Source organism: Cupriavidus sp. IDO, from assembly GCF_000812465.1.
Lineage (GTDB): Bacteria > Pseudomonadota > Gammaproteobacteria > Burkholderiales > Burkholderiaceae > Cupriavidus.
Genome location: NZ_JWMA01000002.1, coordinates 93,917 through 110,550, shown reverse-complemented (window position 1 = coordinate 110,550; position 16,634 = coordinate 93,917). Strand labels below are relative to the sequence as shown.

The 16,634-nt window shown below is 66.0% G+C and carries 14 protein-coding genes and 1 tRNA gene; 4 read left to right on the top strand and 11 right to left on the bottom strand.

Going from position 1 to position 16,634, the window contains the following annotated elements; all coding sequences use genetic code 11:
* Nucleotides 1-25: 25 nt before the first annotated feature.
* The 11 genes from carA to gloB form a co-directional block, all read right to left on the bottom strand.
* Nucleotides 26-1,162: a glutamine-hydrolyzing carbamoyl-phosphate synthase small subunit gene (gene carA / locus RM96_RS01090; RefSeq protein ID WP_039006743.1), complete on the bottom strand. Its 1,137-nt coding sequence runs from the start codon at nt 1,160-1,162 to the stop codon at nt 26-28.
* A gap of 324 nt (nt 1,163-1,486) precedes the next feature.
* A complete protein-coding gene (locus RM96_RS01085) occupies nt 1,487-1,897 on the bottom strand; it encodes a RidA family protein (protein ID WP_039006741.1) in 411 nt (136 codons plus the stop codon).
* A 56-nt stretch (nt 1,898-1,953) separates the two neighbouring features.
* Nucleotides 1,954-2,394: an acyl-CoA thioesterase gene (locus RM96_RS01080; protein WP_039006740.1), complete on the bottom strand. Its 441-nt coding sequence runs from the start codon at nt 2,392-2,394 to the stop codon at nt 1,954-1,956.
* Nucleotides 2,391-4,067, bottom strand: a complete 1,677-nt coding sequence (locus tag RM96_RS01075; RefSeq protein WP_039006738.1) for an AMP-binding protein — start codon at nt 4,065-4,067, stop codon at nt 2,391-2,393. The genes RM96_RS01080 and RM96_RS01075 overlap by 4 nt, the downstream gene beginning before the upstream one ends.
* A gap of 62 nt (nt 4,068-4,129) precedes the next feature.
* Entirely contained in the window at nt 4,130-5,299 is a 1,170-nt protein-coding gene (locus RM96_RS01070; protein ID WP_039006735.1) for an acyl-CoA dehydrogenase family protein, read from the bottom strand.
* A gap of 10 nt (nt 5,300-5,309) precedes the next feature.
* Nucleotides 5,310-6,161: an enoyl-CoA hydratase family protein gene (locus RM96_RS01065; RefSeq protein ID WP_039006733.1), complete on the bottom strand. Its 852-nt coding sequence runs from the start codon at nt 6,159-6,161 to the stop codon at nt 5,310-5,312.
* Nucleotides 6,162-6,212: 51 nt separating this feature from the next.
* Complete coding sequence (locus RM96_RS01060) at nt 6,213-7,016, bottom strand: SDR family NAD(P)-dependent oxidoreductase (RefSeq protein WP_039006731.1); 804 nt, start codon at nt 7,014-7,016, stop codon at nt 6,213-6,215.
* Nucleotides 7,013-9,376: a bifunctional salicylyl-CoA 5-hydroxylase/oxidoreductase gene (locus RM96_RS01055; protein ID WP_039006730.1), complete on the bottom strand. Its 2,364-nt coding sequence runs from the start codon at nt 9,374-9,376 to the stop codon at nt 7,013-7,015. Before RM96_RS01055 ends, RM96_RS01060 begins: the two co-directional genes overlap by 4 nt.
* A 150-nt stretch (nt 9,377-9,526) precedes the next feature.
* Nucleotides 9,527-11,419, bottom strand: coding sequence for a propionate--CoA ligase (locus RM96_RS01050; protein ID WP_039006728.1), 1,893 nt, complete (start codon nt 11,417-11,419; stop codon nt 9,527-9,529).
* Between the two features lie 176 nt (nt 11,420-11,595).
* A complete protein-coding gene (locus tag RM96_RS01045; RefSeq protein WP_039006726.1) occupies nt 11,596-13,266 on the bottom strand; it encodes a transglycosylase SLT domain-containing protein in 1,671 nt (556 codons plus the stop codon).
* Between the two features lie 132 nt (nt 13,267-13,398).
* Nucleotides 13,399-14,199, bottom strand: coding sequence for a hydroxyacylglutathione hydrolase (gene gloB / locus RM96_RS01040; protein ID WP_039006724.1), 801 nt, complete (start codon nt 14,197-14,199; stop codon nt 13,399-13,401).
* 10 nt (nt 14,200-14,209) lie between these two features.
* Here gloB and RM96_RS01035 point away from each other — a divergent pair, with 10 nt between their 5' ends.
* The 4 genes from RM96_RS01035 (at nt 14,210) to RM96_RS01020 (ending at nt 16,483) form a co-directional block, all read left to right on the top strand.
* Nucleotides 14,210-15,001 carry a class I SAM-dependent methyltransferase gene (locus RM96_RS01035; protein ID WP_039006722.1) on the top strand — a complete coding sequence of 264 codons (792 nt, stop codon included), beginning with the start codon at nt 14,210-14,212 and terminating at the stop codon, nt 14,999-15,001.
* Nucleotides 15,002-15,060: 59 nt separating this feature from the next.
* A complete protein-coding gene (gene rnhA, locus RM96_RS01030) occupies nt 15,061-15,498 on the top strand; it encodes a ribonuclease HI (RefSeq protein ID WP_039006720.1) in 438 nt (145 codons plus the stop codon).
* A gap of 62 nt (nt 15,499-15,560) precedes the next feature.
* Nucleotides 15,561-16,286 carry a DNA polymerase III subunit epsilon gene (dnaQ, locus tag RM96_RS01025; protein ID WP_039006783.1) on the top strand — a complete coding sequence of 242 codons (726 nt, stop codon included), beginning with the start codon at nt 15,561-15,563 and terminating at the stop codon, nt 16,284-16,286.
* A gap of 122 nt (nt 16,287-16,408) precedes the next feature.
* Nucleotides 16,409-16,483, top strand: a tRNA-Val gene (locus RM96_RS01020).
* Nucleotides 16,484-16,634 lie beyond the last annotated feature (151 nt).

Below are 16,634 nucleotides of genomic sequence, written 5' to 3'. Positions count from 1 at the left end.
CTGCTCTGTTCTTGCGTATTCGTGCTTACTTGCGCGCGTCCGCCATCATCTTCGTGAAGCGATCGAACAGGTAGGCCACGTCGTTCGGGCCGGGCGACGCTTCCGGGTGACCCTGGAAGCAGAAGGCCGGCTTGTCGGTCAGCGCGAAGCCCTGCAGCGAACCGTCGAACAGCGACTTGTGCGTCACGCGCACGTTCGACGGCAGCGTGTCGGCGTCCACCGCGAAACCGTGGTTCTGCGACGTGATCACCACGCGGCCGTCGTCCAGGTCCTTGACCGGATGGTTGGCGCCGTGGTGGCCGAATTTCATCTTCAGCGTCTTGGCGCCGACGGCCAGGGCCATGATCTGGTGGCCCAGGCAGATGCCGAAGGTGGGGATGCCGCGATCGATGAACTCGCGGGTGGCGGCGATGGCGTAATCGCAGGGCTCGGGGTCGCCAGGGCCGTTCGACAGGAACACGCCGTCCGGATTCAGGGCCAGCGCATCGGCGGCACTCGCCTGGGCGGGCAGCACGGTGACCTTGCAGCCGCGCTCGGCCAGCATGCGCAGGATGTTGAACTTGACGCCGTAGTCATAGGCAACCACGTGGAACTGCGGCTTGTCCTGCTTGCCGTAGCCTTCGCCCAACTTCCACTCGGACTGGGTCCACTCGTACGGTTCCTTGACCGACACCACCTTGGCCAGGTCCATGCCGGCCAGGCCGGGGAACGAGCGGGCCAGGTCGATGGCCTTCTGGACGTTGTCCTCGCCGGCCAGGATGCAGCCGTTCTGCGCGCCCTTCTCGCGAAGGATGCGGGTCAGCTTGCGGGTGTCGATGCCGGCGATGGCAACGACCTTTTCCTGCTTGAGGTAGTGGCCGAGCGTATGTTCCTTGCGGAAGTTGGAGGCCAGAATCGGCAGATCCTTGATGATCAGGCCGGCGGCATGGACTTTCGTGGCTTCGACATCCTCGGGGTTGACGCCGTAGTTCCCGATATGCGGATACGTCAGCGTGACGATCTGCCGGGAATAGCTGGGGTCGGTGAGGATTTCCTGATAACCGGTGATGGCGGTGTTGAACACCACTTCACCGATGGTATGGCCGGAAGCGCCAATGGAATAGCCACGAAAGACCGTGCCGTCTGCAAGCGCGAGAATGGCGGACGGAAAAGACGGTAACACGGGTAGGCTCCTGCTGGACTCACCCCGTGACCGACCAATCGACGCCTCGTGCCCCCGAGGCAGTTTCCGGTGCGGCGGCATCGGCATCGCGCCGTTGCAGTCGGACTCGGTCGCGGCATGCTCCTTGCATCACATGACTTCATGCTTGCGAGGGCTGCGCGGGCGGGGGCGGCGGAAGGTGGAAAGCGGTAGGCGCTAGGGTGAAGGGTTCTGAAAGCGAAACTTTCGAATTATATCCCGCGCCGACCAATTTCTCAAGTTTTCAAGGACTTGCGCGCGGGCGTGCCGCCCTCGCCAGCGCCCCGCCGCTCCCGCCAGGCAATCCTATGCCGCCGGAGGCACTACCGCCGTGACCTCGATTTCCACCTTCGCGCGCGCTTCCACCAGGTCCGCCACCTCGACCGCAGTCATCGCCGGGAAATGCCGCCCGATGATCTCCCGGTAGTGCTCGCCGATGGCGCGATATGACCCGACGTATTCCGCCTTGTCCTTCACATACCAGGTCATGCGCGTGATGTGTTCGGGGCGCGCACCGCCGGCCGCGAGCACGGCCACGACATTGCGCAAGGTCTGGGCGACCTGCAAGCCGAAATCGTCGCTTTCGAATTCGCACTGGCCGTTCCAGCCGATCTGCCCGCCGACGAAGATCAGGCGGCTGCCGGCCTGCATCTCGGTCATCACACCGTTGGCGTAGCCTCGCGGGGCAGCCCACTCGGGCGGCTGAAGTATTTTCATGATGGCTTCCTGTTGCTGAGTTTTGTTGCTGTGTCTCTGATGACCGGCTTATGCATTCACGCAGCCGGCGCTGCTAAATCGGTGTCCACATATCGCGCCATGGCCTCCCGTACGGCTTCGGGCAAGGGGCGCGGCTCGATTTTTGCCGTGTCCACACACACCAGCCGCTGCGTCACTTCCAGCCGCGTGTCGTCCTGCGGACCGGCGAAGCGGATATGCACCGTGAAGCTCGATTGCCCGAGTTTCAGTACGCGCAGCTCCCGCGTGAGTACATCGCCGAGGCGGCTGGGCGCGACAAAGCGGCAGTTCAGTTCCGCGGTCGGCACGCCTGCATGGCCCGTGCCGTGCATGGCTTCAAACGGCCACCCGAGCGCTTCGCCGAACCAGTCTTCGATGAAGTCGTTGAGCATCTCGAAGTAGCGCGGGTAGAACACGATGCCGGCCGCATCGCAGTGTGCGAAACGGACACGGACCGTGTTGCGGAATACGGCGCTCATTGTTGCCCCGCACCCTTGGCGTCGCCATTGCCCTGCTCCGCCATTTTCCGCAGGCGGAAGCGCTGCAGCTTGCCGGTCTCGGTGCGCGGCAAGGCGGGAACGAAGACAATGCGGCGCGGATACTTGTACGGCGCGATCTTCTGCTTCACATAGTCCTGCAGCGCGGCGCGCATGGCGTCGCTGGCATCCACGCCTTCGCGCAGCACCACGTAGGCGGTCACAACCTGCCCACGCTCCGCATCCGGGCCACCCACCACGCCGCACTCGGCCACGGCCTCGTGCTGCATCAGGGTGCTCTCGACCTCGGGGCCGGCGATGTTGTAGCCGGCGGAGATGATCATGTCGTCGGAGCGGGCCTGGTAGAAGTAGTAGCCGTCCTCATCCACGGTAAAGGTGTCACCCGGCAGGTTCCACCCGTCCTTCACGTAGTTGGTCTGGCGTGGATCGTCCAGGTAGCGGCAGCCGGTCGGGCCGCGCACCGCCAGCTTGCCGACCTTGCCCGGCGGCAGCGGCTGCATGTTGTCATCGACAATCTGCGCGATATAGCCCGGCACCACACGGCCGATCGCGCCCGCCTTCACATCGGCACCGGCGCTGGAGATAAAGATATGCATCATCTCGGTGCCGCCGATGCCGTCGGTCATCTCGATGCCCGTCGCCGCCTTCCAGCTCTGGCGCGTGGCATCGGGGAGCGCCTCGCCCGCGGATACGCTCTTCTTCAGGCTGCCGAGGTCGTAGCGCGGCGCCAGGGCCGCCATCTGCCGGTAGAACGTCGGCGCGGTGAACACGATGGTCGCCCGGAAGTCGTGAATCAGCTCCAGCAGCGTTTCGGGCGTCAGCTTCTCGGCCAGCACGGTGCTGGCGCCGACCCGCAACGGGAAGCACAGCATCCCGCCCAGTCCGAAGGTAAAGGCAATCGGCGGCGTGCCGCAGAAGACGTCGTCCGGCTCCGGGCGCAGCACGTGACGCGGGAACAGGTCGCACATCGCCAGCACGTCGCGGTGGAAGTGCATGGTCCCCTTGGGCTGACCAGTGGTGCCGCTGGTGAAGGCAATCAGGCACACATCGTCGGCGGCGGTATCGCAGGCGTCGAACCGGTCCGGCTTGCCGGCCATCGCGGCTTCGACCGAGCCTTCACCCTGCCCGTTGAAATACAGGGTGCGTGTCAGGCTCGGACAGTGGAACTCACCACCCGATAGCTGGTTGGCATCGAGTTCCTCGCGCAGGCGCACATCGCATAGTGCAGCGCTGACCTGCGCCTTATCGATGATCTGCTTGAGCTCCTTGGCACGCAGCAGCGGCATGGTCGGCACCGCGATCAGGCCCGCCTTGAGGGTGGCCAGCCAACTCGCGGCCATCATCAGGTTGTTGGGGCCGCGCAGCAGCACGCGGTTGCCTGGCACCAGGCCCATATCCTCCACCAGCACATGGGCGATCCGGTTGCTCAGCGCTCCGAGCTGCGCGTAGGTCACGGTCTCGATGCGCCCGTCGCGCCGGTGGCGGATCGCCACGCGCTCGCCGCGGCCCTCGCGCACATGCCAGTCAACCAGTTCCACTGCGCAATTGAGCCGCTCCGGGTAGTCGGTATCCGCGTTGAAGCGGAATTCCGGCCACAACGCCGACGGCGGCAAGCGGTCCCGGGCAAAGGTGTCGAGGTGGGCTGTGGTTGCCATGACTTGTCTCCTGTCTGCTTTCTGCTGTGTCGCAGTTTCGCTAGGTGGTTTTCGTGCCGCGCTCAGGCTGCCCTGCCGGCGAGCGTTTCGCGGGCAATGATCAGCTTCTGCACTTCGGTCGCACCTTCATAGATGCGCAGCGAGCGGATCTCGCGGTACAGGCTCTCCACCCGCGTGCCTACCTTCACCCCCAGGCCGCCGAACATCTGCACTGCGCGGTCGATCACCTGCTGTGCATTCTCGGTCGCGACCATCTTGGCCATCGCCGCCTCGCGCGTAGTGCGCACGCCCTTGACGTCGCGCAGCCAGGCCGCGCGGTAGGTCAGCAGCGCTGCCGTGTCGATGGCCGTGGCCATGTCGCCGATGGCGGCCTGCGTCAGCTGCAGGTCGGCCAGCACGCCGCCGAACATCGGGCGGGCACAGGCACGCGCCATCGCGTCGTCCAGCGCAGCCCGGCCGAAGCCAAGCGCCGCGGCGGCGACGGAGGCGCGGAAGATATCGAGCGTCATCATCGCCACCTTGAAGCCCTGCCCGGCTTCGCCAAGGCGGTTCCCCACCGGCACGCGGCAGTTGTCGAAGCGCAGCGTGGCGAGCGGGTGCGGCGCCATCACGTCGATGCGCTCGGCAATGGTCAGGCCCGGCGTGTCCGCGTCGACCACGAAGGCCGAGATGCCTCGCGCGCCCGGCGCTTCGCCGGTCCGCACAAATACGCAATAGAAATCCGCGATGCCGCCATTGGAGATCCACGTCTTGGCGCCATCGATCACGTAGTGGCTGCCGTCCGCATCCAGCCGAGCGCTGCACTGCATGGCCGCCACATCGGAGCCGGCTTCGGGCTCGGACAATGCAAAGGCGGCGATGGCCTCGCCGCGCGCCACGCGCGGCAGGTAGCGCTCACGCGCGGCATCGCTGCCGGCCAGCGAAATCGCGCCCGAACCCAGGCCTTGCATCGCGAACGCAAAGTCAGCCAGGCCGTCATGGCGGGCCAGCGTCTCGCGCATCAGGCACAGCGAGCGCGAATCGAGCGCGGGCAGCGCGCCGCCATGCGCAGCCGGCACACAATAGCGCAGCCAGCCCGCCTCGCCAAGCTGGCGCACCAGCGCGCGGCAGGCGGCATCGGTATCGCTGTGGTCGACCCTCAGGTTCGCCGCGCACCAGGCATCGAGATCGCGTTCCAGCACGCGGTGCGCATCCCCCAGGAACGGCAGGTCGAGATAGGTCTTGTCTGACATGGGAAGTCCTTTAGTCGCCTTCGAACACAGGCTTGCTCTTGGCAACAAAAGCCTCGTATGCGCGACGGAAGTCGCGGGTCTGCATGCAGATGGCCTGGGCTTCGGCTTCGGCCTCGATAGCTTCGTCCAGGCCCATGTTCCATTCCTGATGCAACAGCTTCTTGGTCACCCCGTGCGCGAAGGTGGGGCCGGCCGCCAGCTGCACCGCCAGCGCGTGGGCCTGTGCCAGCACGGCATCGGAGGGATGCAGTGCGTTGAAGAAGCCCCACTGCAAGCCTTCCTCCGCGGTCATCACGCGTCCGGTGTAAAGCAGCTCGCTGGCCCTGCCCTGCCCGATCACGCGCGGCAGCAGCGAGCAGGCGCCCATGTCCGCGCCTGCCAGCCCTACGCGTACGAACAGGAAAGCCGTCTTGGCCAGCGCAGTACCGAGACGCATGTCCGAAGCCAGCGCCATCATCGCGCCGGCACCGGCGCAGATGCCGTCGACTGCGCTGATCACCGGCTGCGGGCACGCGCGCATGGCCTTGACCAGGTCGCCGGTCATGCGCGTGAAGTCGAGCAGTTCCGGCATCGTCATCTTCGTCAGCGGGCCAATGATTTCGTGCACATCGCCGCCGGAGCAGAAATTGCCCCCAGCTCCCGTCACGACGACAGCCTTGATGTCGCGGGCATAGCAGAGGCCGCGGAACAGGTCGCGCAGCTCGGCGTAGGAATCGAACGTCAGGGGGTTCTTGCGCTCGGGGCGGTTCAGCGTCACCGTTGCCACCTTGCCGTCGGCCGAGACCGACCACAGGAAGTGCTCAGGCTTGTAGTCGGCAAAGCTGCGCTTGTGGTGGCGCATGTCCAGTGCAATCTCGCTCATGTCTATCTCGCTCAAATAATTGTCTGTATCGCTGCTGGCAGCTGCCTTGCGTCAGCCCGCCATGACCTCGCCGCCGGCCACCGGGATGGCCTGGCCCGTGATCGAGGCCGCGGACGGCTGGCACAGCCAGCCCACAGCGTCGGCAACTTCCTCCGGCTGCACCAGCTTGCGCTGGGGATTGCGCGCGGCCAGCTCGGCGCGCGCCTGCGCTTCGGTGCGGCCTGTCTTGCTGACGATATTGGCCACCGCATCGCGCACGATGTCGGTTTCCGTATAGCCCGGGCAGACGGCGTTGACCGTCACGCCCTTGTCCGCGGTTTCCAGCGCCAGCGCGCGCGTCAGGCCGATCACGCCGTGCTTGGCCGCGCAATAGGCGCTGACGTAGCCGTAGCCGATCAGCCCGGCAGTGCTGGCAACGTTGACGATGCGCCCCCAGCCAGCCTCCAGCATGTCCGGCAGGGCGGCCTGCGTGCAGAGGAAGGTCCCGGTCAGGTTCACGTCCAGCATGCGCTGCCAGAGTTCCAGGCTGGTCTTGACGAACGGCGCGCTGTGGGCCTGTCCGGCATTGTTGACCAGCAGCGTGACCGGCCCCGCCTTTGCCGTCGCAGCCCTGAATGCATTGGCAACGCTTTCCGCATCCGTCACGTCGGCGCTGACCGCAGTCAGCATCCCGTGGTCCGTCACGGCGGTGCTCAGCACCCGCACCGTGGCATCGAGCGTTGCGGCATCGCGCCCGAGCAGCGTCACCCTGGCGCCGTCCGCCAGCAGGCGCTGTGCGATGGCGGCGCCGATACCGCGCCCGCCGCCGGTAACCAGGGCGTGCCGTCCCTGCAATGAAAGCTTCGATGCGGTCATGCTTGTTTCCCCGGCGGCTGCGCCTGTGCAGCCGCGCGTTCCAGGTTGGTTTCGAGCTGGCGCTTGCCGGCCTGGTATTGCTTGGGCCACGTGACATCGCGATACCCCAGCCTTGCCGCCTCATGCAGCGTCCACGCCGGGTCCGCCAGATGCGGACGGGCAATTGCGCAGAGATCGGCACGGCCCGCAGCGACGATGGAGTCGACGTGGTCGGCTTCGAAGATCGCACCGACTGCAATGGTCGGAATATCGGCCTCATTGCGGATGCGGTCGGCAAACGGCGTCTGGTACATACGACCGTAGACCGGCTCCTGGTCCGGGCTCACCTGCCCCGACGAGCAGTCGATCATGTCGGCGCCGGCCGCCTTGAACGCCTTGGCGATTTCCACGGCGTCGTCGGCGGTAATGCCGCCTTCCACCCAGTCGTGCGCCGAGATCCGGACCGACATCGGCCGGTCCTGCGGCCAGACTTCGCGCACCGCGGCGAAGACTTCCAGCGGATAGCTCAGCCGTGCAGCCAGCGAGCCGCCGTACTCGTCCTCACGCGTATTGGTCAGCGGCGAGATAAAGCTCGATAGCAGGTAGCCGTGCGCACAGTGCAGCTCGAGCCAGTCGAATCCGGCCTCGGCAGCGCGGCGCGCGGCGGCAACGAAATCATCCCGCACGCGATCCATATCGGCGCGCGTCATGGCACGCGGGGTCTGCGATTCGCCCGGGAAGTATGGCAGCGCCGAAGCCGAAATCACCGGCCAGTTGCCTTCGGGCAGCGGGTGGTCCATCTCTTCCCAGCCCAGCTGCGTCGAGCCCTTGCGCCCGGAGTGGCCAAGCTGCATGGCGATGCGCGCGTCGCTGTTGCCATGGACGAAGTCGACGATGCGCCGCCAGGCATCGCGCTGGGTGTCGTTCCACAGGCCCGGGCAGGCCGGCGAAATGCGGGCATCCGGCGAGACGCAGGTCATCTCCGCCACCACCATGCCGGCGCCGCCGAGTGCGCGCGACCCCAGGTGCACCAGGTGGAAGTCTCCCGGCACGCCGTCGACGCAGGAATACATCGCCATCGGCGATACCACCACGCGGTTCTTCAGCGTGACGCCGCGCACGCGGTACGGCGTGAACATCGGCGGCACCGACTTGCCTTCGCTCAGTTGCGCCGATTCGGCCGGAACGCCGGACTGACGTGCCAGCCAGTGCTCGAAGCCCTCGACGTAGCCAGCGTCACGCACGCGCAGGTTCTCGTGCGAAATGCGCTGCGAGCGTGTCAGCAGTGAATAGGCGAACTGTTCCGGCGCGAGGCCCGCATAGCGCTCGACGTTCTCGAACCACTCCGTGGAATTGCGCGCGGCATTCTGGATCTTCAGCACTTCCACGCTGCGCGTGGCTTCGTAGCGGTCCAGCGCCGTGGGCAGCCCGTCGTGCCCGGCCGCGCCGATGTCGGCGGCCAGGTCGATCGCATCTTCCAGCGCCAGCTTGGTGCCGGAGCCGATCGAGAAGTGCGCGGTATGGGCGGCATCGCCCATCAGCACCACCGGCACGCGTCGCCCGTCCGCCAGCGTATTCCAGTGCACCCACTTGTTGCAGATGACGCGCGGGAAGCGGATCCAGATCGCGGAGCCGCGCAGGTGGGAAGCATTGCTGATCAGCTTGTTGCCGTCGAGGTATTTGGCGAACAGTTTTTCGCAGTACGCCACGCCCTCCTCCTGGCTCATCTGTTCGATGCCAGCGGCGCGCCAGACTTCCTCGGGGGTCTCGACGATGAAGGTCGAGGTGTTGTCGTCGAAGCGGTAGGCGTGCGCCTGGAACCAGCCGTGCTCGGTCTTCTCGAAGGCGAAGGTGAAGGCGTCGAACAGCTTGTGGGTGCCGAGCCAGACAAAACGGCATTGACGCGTGTCGATGTCCGGGCGGAAGGTGTCAGCATACCGGGTGCGGATGCGGCTGTTGAGGCCGTCCGAGGCAATCACCAGGTCGGCGTTGTACTGCATGGCCAGTGCCTGGTCATCGCTCACATCGGTCTCGAACACCAGCTTCACGCCGAGCGCCTCGCAGCGGGCTTGCAGGATGTTGAGCAGGCGCTTGCGGCCAATGCCGATAAAGCCGTGGCCACCGGAGCGGATGGTGCGGCCGCCGATATGGACATCGATATCGTCCCAGTGGTTGAACGCCGCGTTGATCTCGGCGGCGCTGACCGGGTCGGCCTCCTTCAGGTTGTCCATGGTGGCATCGGAGAACACCACGCCCCAGCCGAAGGTATCGTACGGCCGGTTGCGCTCGACCACGATGACCTCGTTCGCCGGATCCTGCAGCTTCATCAGCAAGCCGAAGTACAAGCCTGCCGGACCACCGCCAATACAAAGCACTCGCATTTGTCGTCTCCTGCCAGCCAGCCTATCCGGACGGCATCTAAATCAAGCTTAAATATTTTATGCTTCAAATATTAGTCCGCGCGTGAGCATGTGGCAAGGTGATTCTGCGATGTGCCTGGTCAGGCACGTCGCAGATTCACCTTGGCGCGCTCAGCCCTTCAGGGCGGACTGCAGCTGCTCCAGCGCGGTGGGATCCTCAATGGTGGTCAGGTCGCCGGGATCGCGCCCTTCCGCCACCGCCTGGATCGCGCGCCGCAGCAGCTTGCCGGAACGCGTCTTGGGCAGCACGTTGACGAAGAACACCCGCGCCGGGCGCGCGACCGCGCCCAGTTGCTGCTCCACTGTCTTCATCAGCTCGCCCTCAAGCGCCAGCCGGTCGGCAGGCGTGGCGGTGCGGGCGGCGTCGCGGGCGATGCAGAAGCCCATCGCCACCTGCCCTTTGAGCGCGTCCTGCACGCCGACCACTGCCACCTCTGCCACACCCGGGTGCGAGGACAGGCTCTCCTCGATCTCGCGCGTACCGAGCCGATGGCCCGCGACGTTGATGACATCGTCGGTGCGGCCGAGGATAAACACGTAGCCATCCTCGTCGCGCACCCCCCAGTCAAACGTCGAATAGCACAAGCGGTTCGGCACGGCCGACCAGTAGGTGCGCACGAATCGATCATCGTCGCCCCAGACCGTGCTCATGCAGCCCGGCGGCAGAGGCCCATCGATGGCAACCACGCCCTTCTGCCCTGGCGCGCACTCCTTGCCGGTATTCTCGTCCACGATGCGCAGGTCGTAGCCATAGGCCGGCACGCCGGGCGAGCCGAGCTTGGGCGGCAGGGCTTCGATGCCGCGCTGGATGGCGATGATCGGCCAGCCGGATTCGGTCTGCCAGTAGTTGTCGACCACCGGCTTGCCGATGCCTTCCTGGATCCATCGGGCGGTCGGCTCGTCCAGCGGCTCGCCGGCCAGGAACAGCAGGCGCAGGCTGGACAGGTCGTAGCGCGTCAGCCAGGACGGGTCCTGCTTCTTGAGCACGCGGATCGCGGTCGGCGCGCTGAACATCAGGTTGACCTTGTACTGCTCGACAATGCGCCAGAGGATGCCGCCGTCCGGGCGGATCGGCGTGCCTTCGTACATCACCGTGGTCATGCCTGCCAGCAGCGGTCCGTAGACGATATAGCTGTGCCCCACCACCCAGCCGATGTCCGACGCGGTGAACATGGTGTCGCCGGCCTTGCCGCAGAAGATGTACGCCATCGACGTTGCCAGCGCCACGGCATAGCCGCCGGTATCGCGCTGCACCCCTTTTGGCTTGCCCGTGGTTCCGGAGGTGTAGAGCACGTAGGAGGGCTCCGAGGACTCCAGCCAGACGCACGGCACCTGAGCACCGGCCACCCGCTCGCGCCAGGCGGCGTAGTCCTCGTCGCGCCCTTCGGTGCGCGGCATGTCGGCGAGCTTGCGGTCGACCAGCAGCACTTTTTCAGGCTTGTGCTGCGACAAGCGGATCGCTTCGTCGAGCAGCGGCTTGTAGGGCACCACCTTGCCGGCGCGGGAGCCGGCGTCGGCGCTGACGATCACGCGCGGCTGCGCGTCGTCGATCCGCGCCGCCAGGCTTACCGAGGCAAACCCGCCGAACACCACCGAGTGGATGGCGCCGATGCGCGCACACGCCAGCATGGCAAAGGTCGCCTGCGGGATCATCGGCATATAGATCAGCACGCGGTCGCCCTTCTGCACACCAAGCCCCTGCAGGATCGCAGCCATGCGGTTGACCTCGTCGTACAGCTCGGCGTAGGTGTAGGTGCGCTGCTCGTCAGTCTCGGTCGAGATCCATACCAGCGCGGGCTGGGCGGCGCGCGCTGCCTGGTGACGGTCGAGCGCGTTGTGGCACAGGTTGGTGCGCCCGCCCACGAACCATCGGGTGAATGGCGGGCAGCTGTTGTCCAGCACTTGCCCGAAGGGCGTTTCCCAGTCGATGCGCTTCGCCTGTTCGGCCCAGAACCCCTGGGGGTCGGCCAGCGAACGCGCATGCACGGCATGGCTTGCCGTCATGGCAGGTCTCCTCCGCGGTCTGCGGTAGTCTTATCGTCCTGCTAGTTTGCCACCAGCGGACCGCGCTGTGCGCGCCACCCCACCACGAGGGAACCCGGGCTCCGACGGTTGCCGTCAATTGAAAAAGGGGCGTGCCGCTGGCAACGCCCCTTTGCTTACGGTCCGGCCTGGCTCTCTCAGCGTGCCTTGGCGCCCTTGGCCGTACTCTTGGCGGACGCCTTGACCGCCGGTGACGCCTTGGCCTCCCGTACGCTGTGCGACGGCGCTGCACTCCTGACCGCTTGCCGCGGCCTGGCCTCTACCGTGATGCGCTTGCGCGGCTCGGTCTTGCTCGCGCTCTTGCCTTTGCCGCCCGCCGATACCCGTACGATTTCAGGCTTGTCGTCCGCGGCCTGCGCGCGCGCCGCCCTGGCGGCGCCGGCGCCACGCACCGGCACCATCAGGACCAGGCTCTGCCCGGCCACCAGCTTGGTCCCCGGCAGCTTGTTCCACGACTGCACCTGCCCCGCCGACACGCCATAGCGCCGCGCCACCGAAGCGACCGTATCGCGCCGGCCGGCCCGCACCACGATCCGGCGCGCGTCGGGCACGTCCGGCTCCATCGACAGCATGGCCGTATCGGCCAGCGAGGCGCTGATGTCCTGGTCGTGGTGTCCCGAGCGGGGGATCATGACCGTCGAGCCCGCTTTCAGCCGCATGCCCTTCGGGATGCTATTGATCTCGCGCAGCGTATCGACGTCGATATTCAGGCGCGCGGCCAAGGCCTCGATCCGCTCGCGGTTGTCCACCGTCACCGCGGTCCAGCTCGACAGGCCGCCCCGGTACGTGTTCAGGTTGTACTGGAAGCGCTCTGCATTATCGAACGGCAGCAGGATCTGCGGATTGGACGCCCCGAGGATCACCGGCCGGTTGAACGACGGATTCAGTGCCTTGAACTCGTCCAGCGGCATATTGGCGAGCTTGGCCGCCAGCGATACATCGATGTCGCGCGAGGTCGTCACCGTGACGAAATACGGGTGGTCCGGGATCTCAGGCAGCTTCACGCCATAGGCCGCCGGATTGGCAATGATGTTCTTCACCGCCTGCAGCTTCGGCACGTAGTAACGCGTCTCGTTGGGCATGGTGAGACTGGCGTAGTCCGTCGGCAGCCCGCGCGCCTGGTTGCGTGCAATGGCACGCGACACTGCGCCCTCGCCCCAGTTGTAGGCCGCCAGCGCCAACTGCCAGTCGCCGAACATGTCGTACAGCCGCGCCAGGTAATCCAGCGCGGCGTCGGTCGACGCCAGCACGTCGCGCCGCTCGTCGCGGAACATGTTCTGCTTCAGGTTGTAGGTCTTGCCCGTGCTCGGGATGAACTGCCACATGCCCGCGGCCTTGGCAGTGGACTGCGCCTGCGGGTTGAACGCGCTCTCGACGAACGGCAGCAGCGCCAGTTCCGTCGGCATCTTGCGGCGCTCCAGCTCCTCGACGATGTGATAGAGGTAGCGGCTCGAACGCCCTACCATCCGCTCCATATATTCCGGCCGCTGCGCATACCACTGGGTGCGGTCGTCGACCAGCGTCCCCTCCAGATCCGGCATGGCGAAGCCGCGCCGGATACGGTCCCAGATATCGGTGGACGGGCCCTGCAGCCAGTCCAGGCCGCCCTGGTCGACATTGATAGTGGAGGTGCCGAACGCCGTGCTCTTTTCGCTGTTGAGCGAGTTGAGCGGATCCTTCTTTGCAGGCGTGGAATTCTGGGCGGTCGTCGCGCCGGTGTTGTCGGCGGCAGGCGGGGTGGGTGTGCTGGCGCAGGCTGCAAGCAGCGCGGCACACGCAACTACCGCCAGTAATCGACCAAATTTCATTAAGTTCTCGAATCGTGACGCCAAAAATTGTGCCTGATGCTAAAAAAAACGGCGATTCGCGTCAATCAGATTTTCCACAGGATGCAAATTCTCCGGCGCGCCCTGGGCGTGGCCGGCATCCGCGCAAGACGGCTACCGGAAGTTGTCCTTCCAGCCGCGCAACGCACCGAAGGCCGCGGCATCGTTGGCGGGATTGCCGCCATGGGCCGCCACGGCCGCACGCACCGCTGGCTCGCGCGATCGCAGGAAGGGATTGACCGCCCGCTCATGCGCCACCGTGGTGGGCACCGTCGGCTGGTCGGCCTGGCGCAGCGCATCGACGCGGGATTCCCATTCCGCCAATGCATGATTCCCCGGCTCCACGGCGCGAGCGAAGCGTACATTGCTGCGCGTATATTCATGAGCGCAATAGACACGGGTGTCGCCCGGCAGCGCGGCGAGCTTGTCCAGCGAGTCCAGCATCTGCGCGGGCGTGCCCTCGAACAGGCGGCCGCAGCCGCTAGCAAAGAGCGTATCGCCGCAGAACACCGCCGGGCCGGCCTCGCGCAGGTCGCCGACATAGGCGACGTGGCCGGCGGTGTGGCCCGGAACGTCAAGTACGCGAAACTGCACGGCAGGCGCCTCCAGCGCCACGGTGTCGCCCTCGCGCACCGCCTGGGTCCGTCCGCCGATCCGTTCGCCGGCCGGCCCGACAACCGGCATCGGGCTGCCCGACGAGGTGGTCGGGTGGGCCGCCAGCAGGTCGGAAACGCCGCCCTGGTGATCGCCGTGGTGATGGGTGATTACAATAGCGCCCAGAGCCAGGCCCCGCGCCGCGAGGAACTCCTCCACCGGCGCGGCCTCGCCCGGGTCCACCACGGCGGCGCTGTGCCCGTCGTGGATAGCCCAGATATAGTTATCCTGGAATGCGGGGATCGGCTCCACTTTCAACATACGTGCTCCTATGTCCAATCGTCCGATTGTAAGCTGGGAAGACTGGCTGGCTTCGCCTCCCGGGGAATACATGCTCCGATGGGAGGCGCAGCAGTACGACCGGACCGTGGCAGACATCTTCGGCTACCACGCCGTGCAGTTCGGCCTGCCGGTCATCGATACCCTGCGCGAGAACCGCATGCCGTTCTCGGCACTGGCGCTCGACCCCGCCAGCGGCCCGCATGGTCCGCGCGAGGCCCATCCCGATGCCCGCCAGCTGCTGTGCCGCTTCGACGAACTGCCGTTCGATACCCAGAGCATCGACCTCGTCACCCTGCCCCACGTCCTGGAGTTCTCGGAAGATCCGCATGAGGTACTGCGCGAAGTCTCGCGGGTGCTGATGCCCGAGGGCCGCGTCGTGATCACCTGCTTCAACCCGATGAGCCTGTGGGGCGCCCGCCAGGGCCTGAACCGGGTTGGCGCCACGCCGTTCCTGCCGGCGGATGCGCAATCCATCGGCTTTGTCCGCATCAAGGACTGGCTCAAGCTGCTCGGCTTCGATATCATCCGCGGCCGCTTTGGCTGCTACTGCCCACCCTACCGCACCGAGCGCTGGCTGCAGCGCGCCGCCTTCATGGAAAAAGCCGGCGACCGCTGGTGGCCGATCTTCGGGGCGGTCTATATGATCTCGGCCGTCAAGCGGGTGCGCAATATCCGGCTGGTCGGCCCCGCCTGGAAGAGCAAGCCATCGCTTGCGCCAGTCGCATCTCCGGTTGCCACACCCACCGGCACCCACGGCAAGACACCCGGCGAGGAACGCTGACAGCGCAGCCGGGCCCATTCACTGCGACCACCCAATCGGGCGGTCACATCCAATTTCCTATGCAAGAAGTCACGATTTACTCAGACGGCGCCTGCAAGGGCAACCCCGGCCGCGGCGGCTGGGGCGCCGTCCTTGTCTCCGGCACGAGCGAGAAGGAACTGTTCGGCGGCGAAGCCAACACGACCAACAACCGCATGGAGATGACCGCCGTCATCGAGGCACTGCGGGCACTCAAACGCCCGTGCACGGTGCGCGTCTACACGGACTCGCAGTACGTGCAGAAAGGCATCAGCGAATGGTTGCCGGGCTGGAAGGCCCGCGGCTGGAAGACCGCCGACAAGAAGCCCGTGAAGAACGCCGACCTGTGGCAGGAGCTCGACGTACTGGCGCAGCAGCACCAGATTTCATGGCACTGGGTGCGCGGCCACAACGGCCATCCCGGCAACGAGCGCGCCGACGCGCTGGCCAACCGCGGCGTCGAATCCCTGAACGCCTGATCTCCAGCTTCTTTCAGCCTGCGCCGGGCCCCCATGCCCGGCGCTCCGCTAGAATGCCCGCCATGCGACAAATCGTTCTCGACACAGAAACCACCGGCCTCAATGCCGCCTCCGGCGACCGCCTGATCGAAATCGGCTGCGTCGAACTGGTCAACCGGCGCCTGACGGGGCGTCACCTGCACTTCTACGTCAACCCGGAACGCGACATCGACGAGGGCGCGATCGCCGTCCACGGCATCACCGTCGAGTTCCTGGCCGACAAGCCCAAGTTCGCCGAAGTCGTCAGCGAGATCCGCGACTTCGTGCAGGACGCGGAGCTGATCATCCACAACGCGCCGTTCGATCTGGGCTTCCTCGACATGGAATTCCAGTTGCTCGGCCTGCCGCCCTTTCGCGAACATGCCGGCAATGTGATCGATACTCTGCGCGAAGCCCGCCAGATGTTCCCGGGCAAGCGCAATTCGCTCGATGCCCTGTGCGAGCGGATGGGCATCAGCAACGCCCACCGCACGCTGCACGGCGCACTGCTGGACGCCGAACTGCTGGCCGAGGTCTACCTGGCCATGACGCGCGGCCAGAACTCGCTGGTCATCGACATGCTGGACAGCACGGGCGGTGACGGCGGCGCGGTGGCGGCGGCCGACCTGTCGCGGCTGACGCTGCCGGTGCTGCTGGCCAGCGAGGCCGAGCAGTCGGCCCACCTGGCCGTGCTCAAGCAACTCGACAAGGCCAGTGGCGGCAAGACGGTATGGCAGGAGCAGGAGCCACTTCAAGCCGCCGCAGAGTGAGGATCCTGCCAGCCCGTATCGCTGCAATGCAAAAAGCTCGAAAAAAGGGCTTTACAAGATACAGCAACCTCTGCATAATCTCGTTTCTCCGCTGCACGACGGCAACGACGACGCAGCAGCTGGGGTGGTTAGCTCAGCGGTAGAGCACTGCCTTCACACGGCAGGGGTCACAGGTTCAATCCCTGTACCACCCACCAGATTCGCGGGAAACCGTATGGAAGAAGGCCCTCAGACGAAAGTCGAGGGCCTTTTTTCATTGCCGCAAAGCCTCGTGGAATGCCCTTCCTGCCTAACCACGGCGCAGCCCGCGGCACGCCCGGCGCCACCACGCCGACTCAGGTAAAGTGC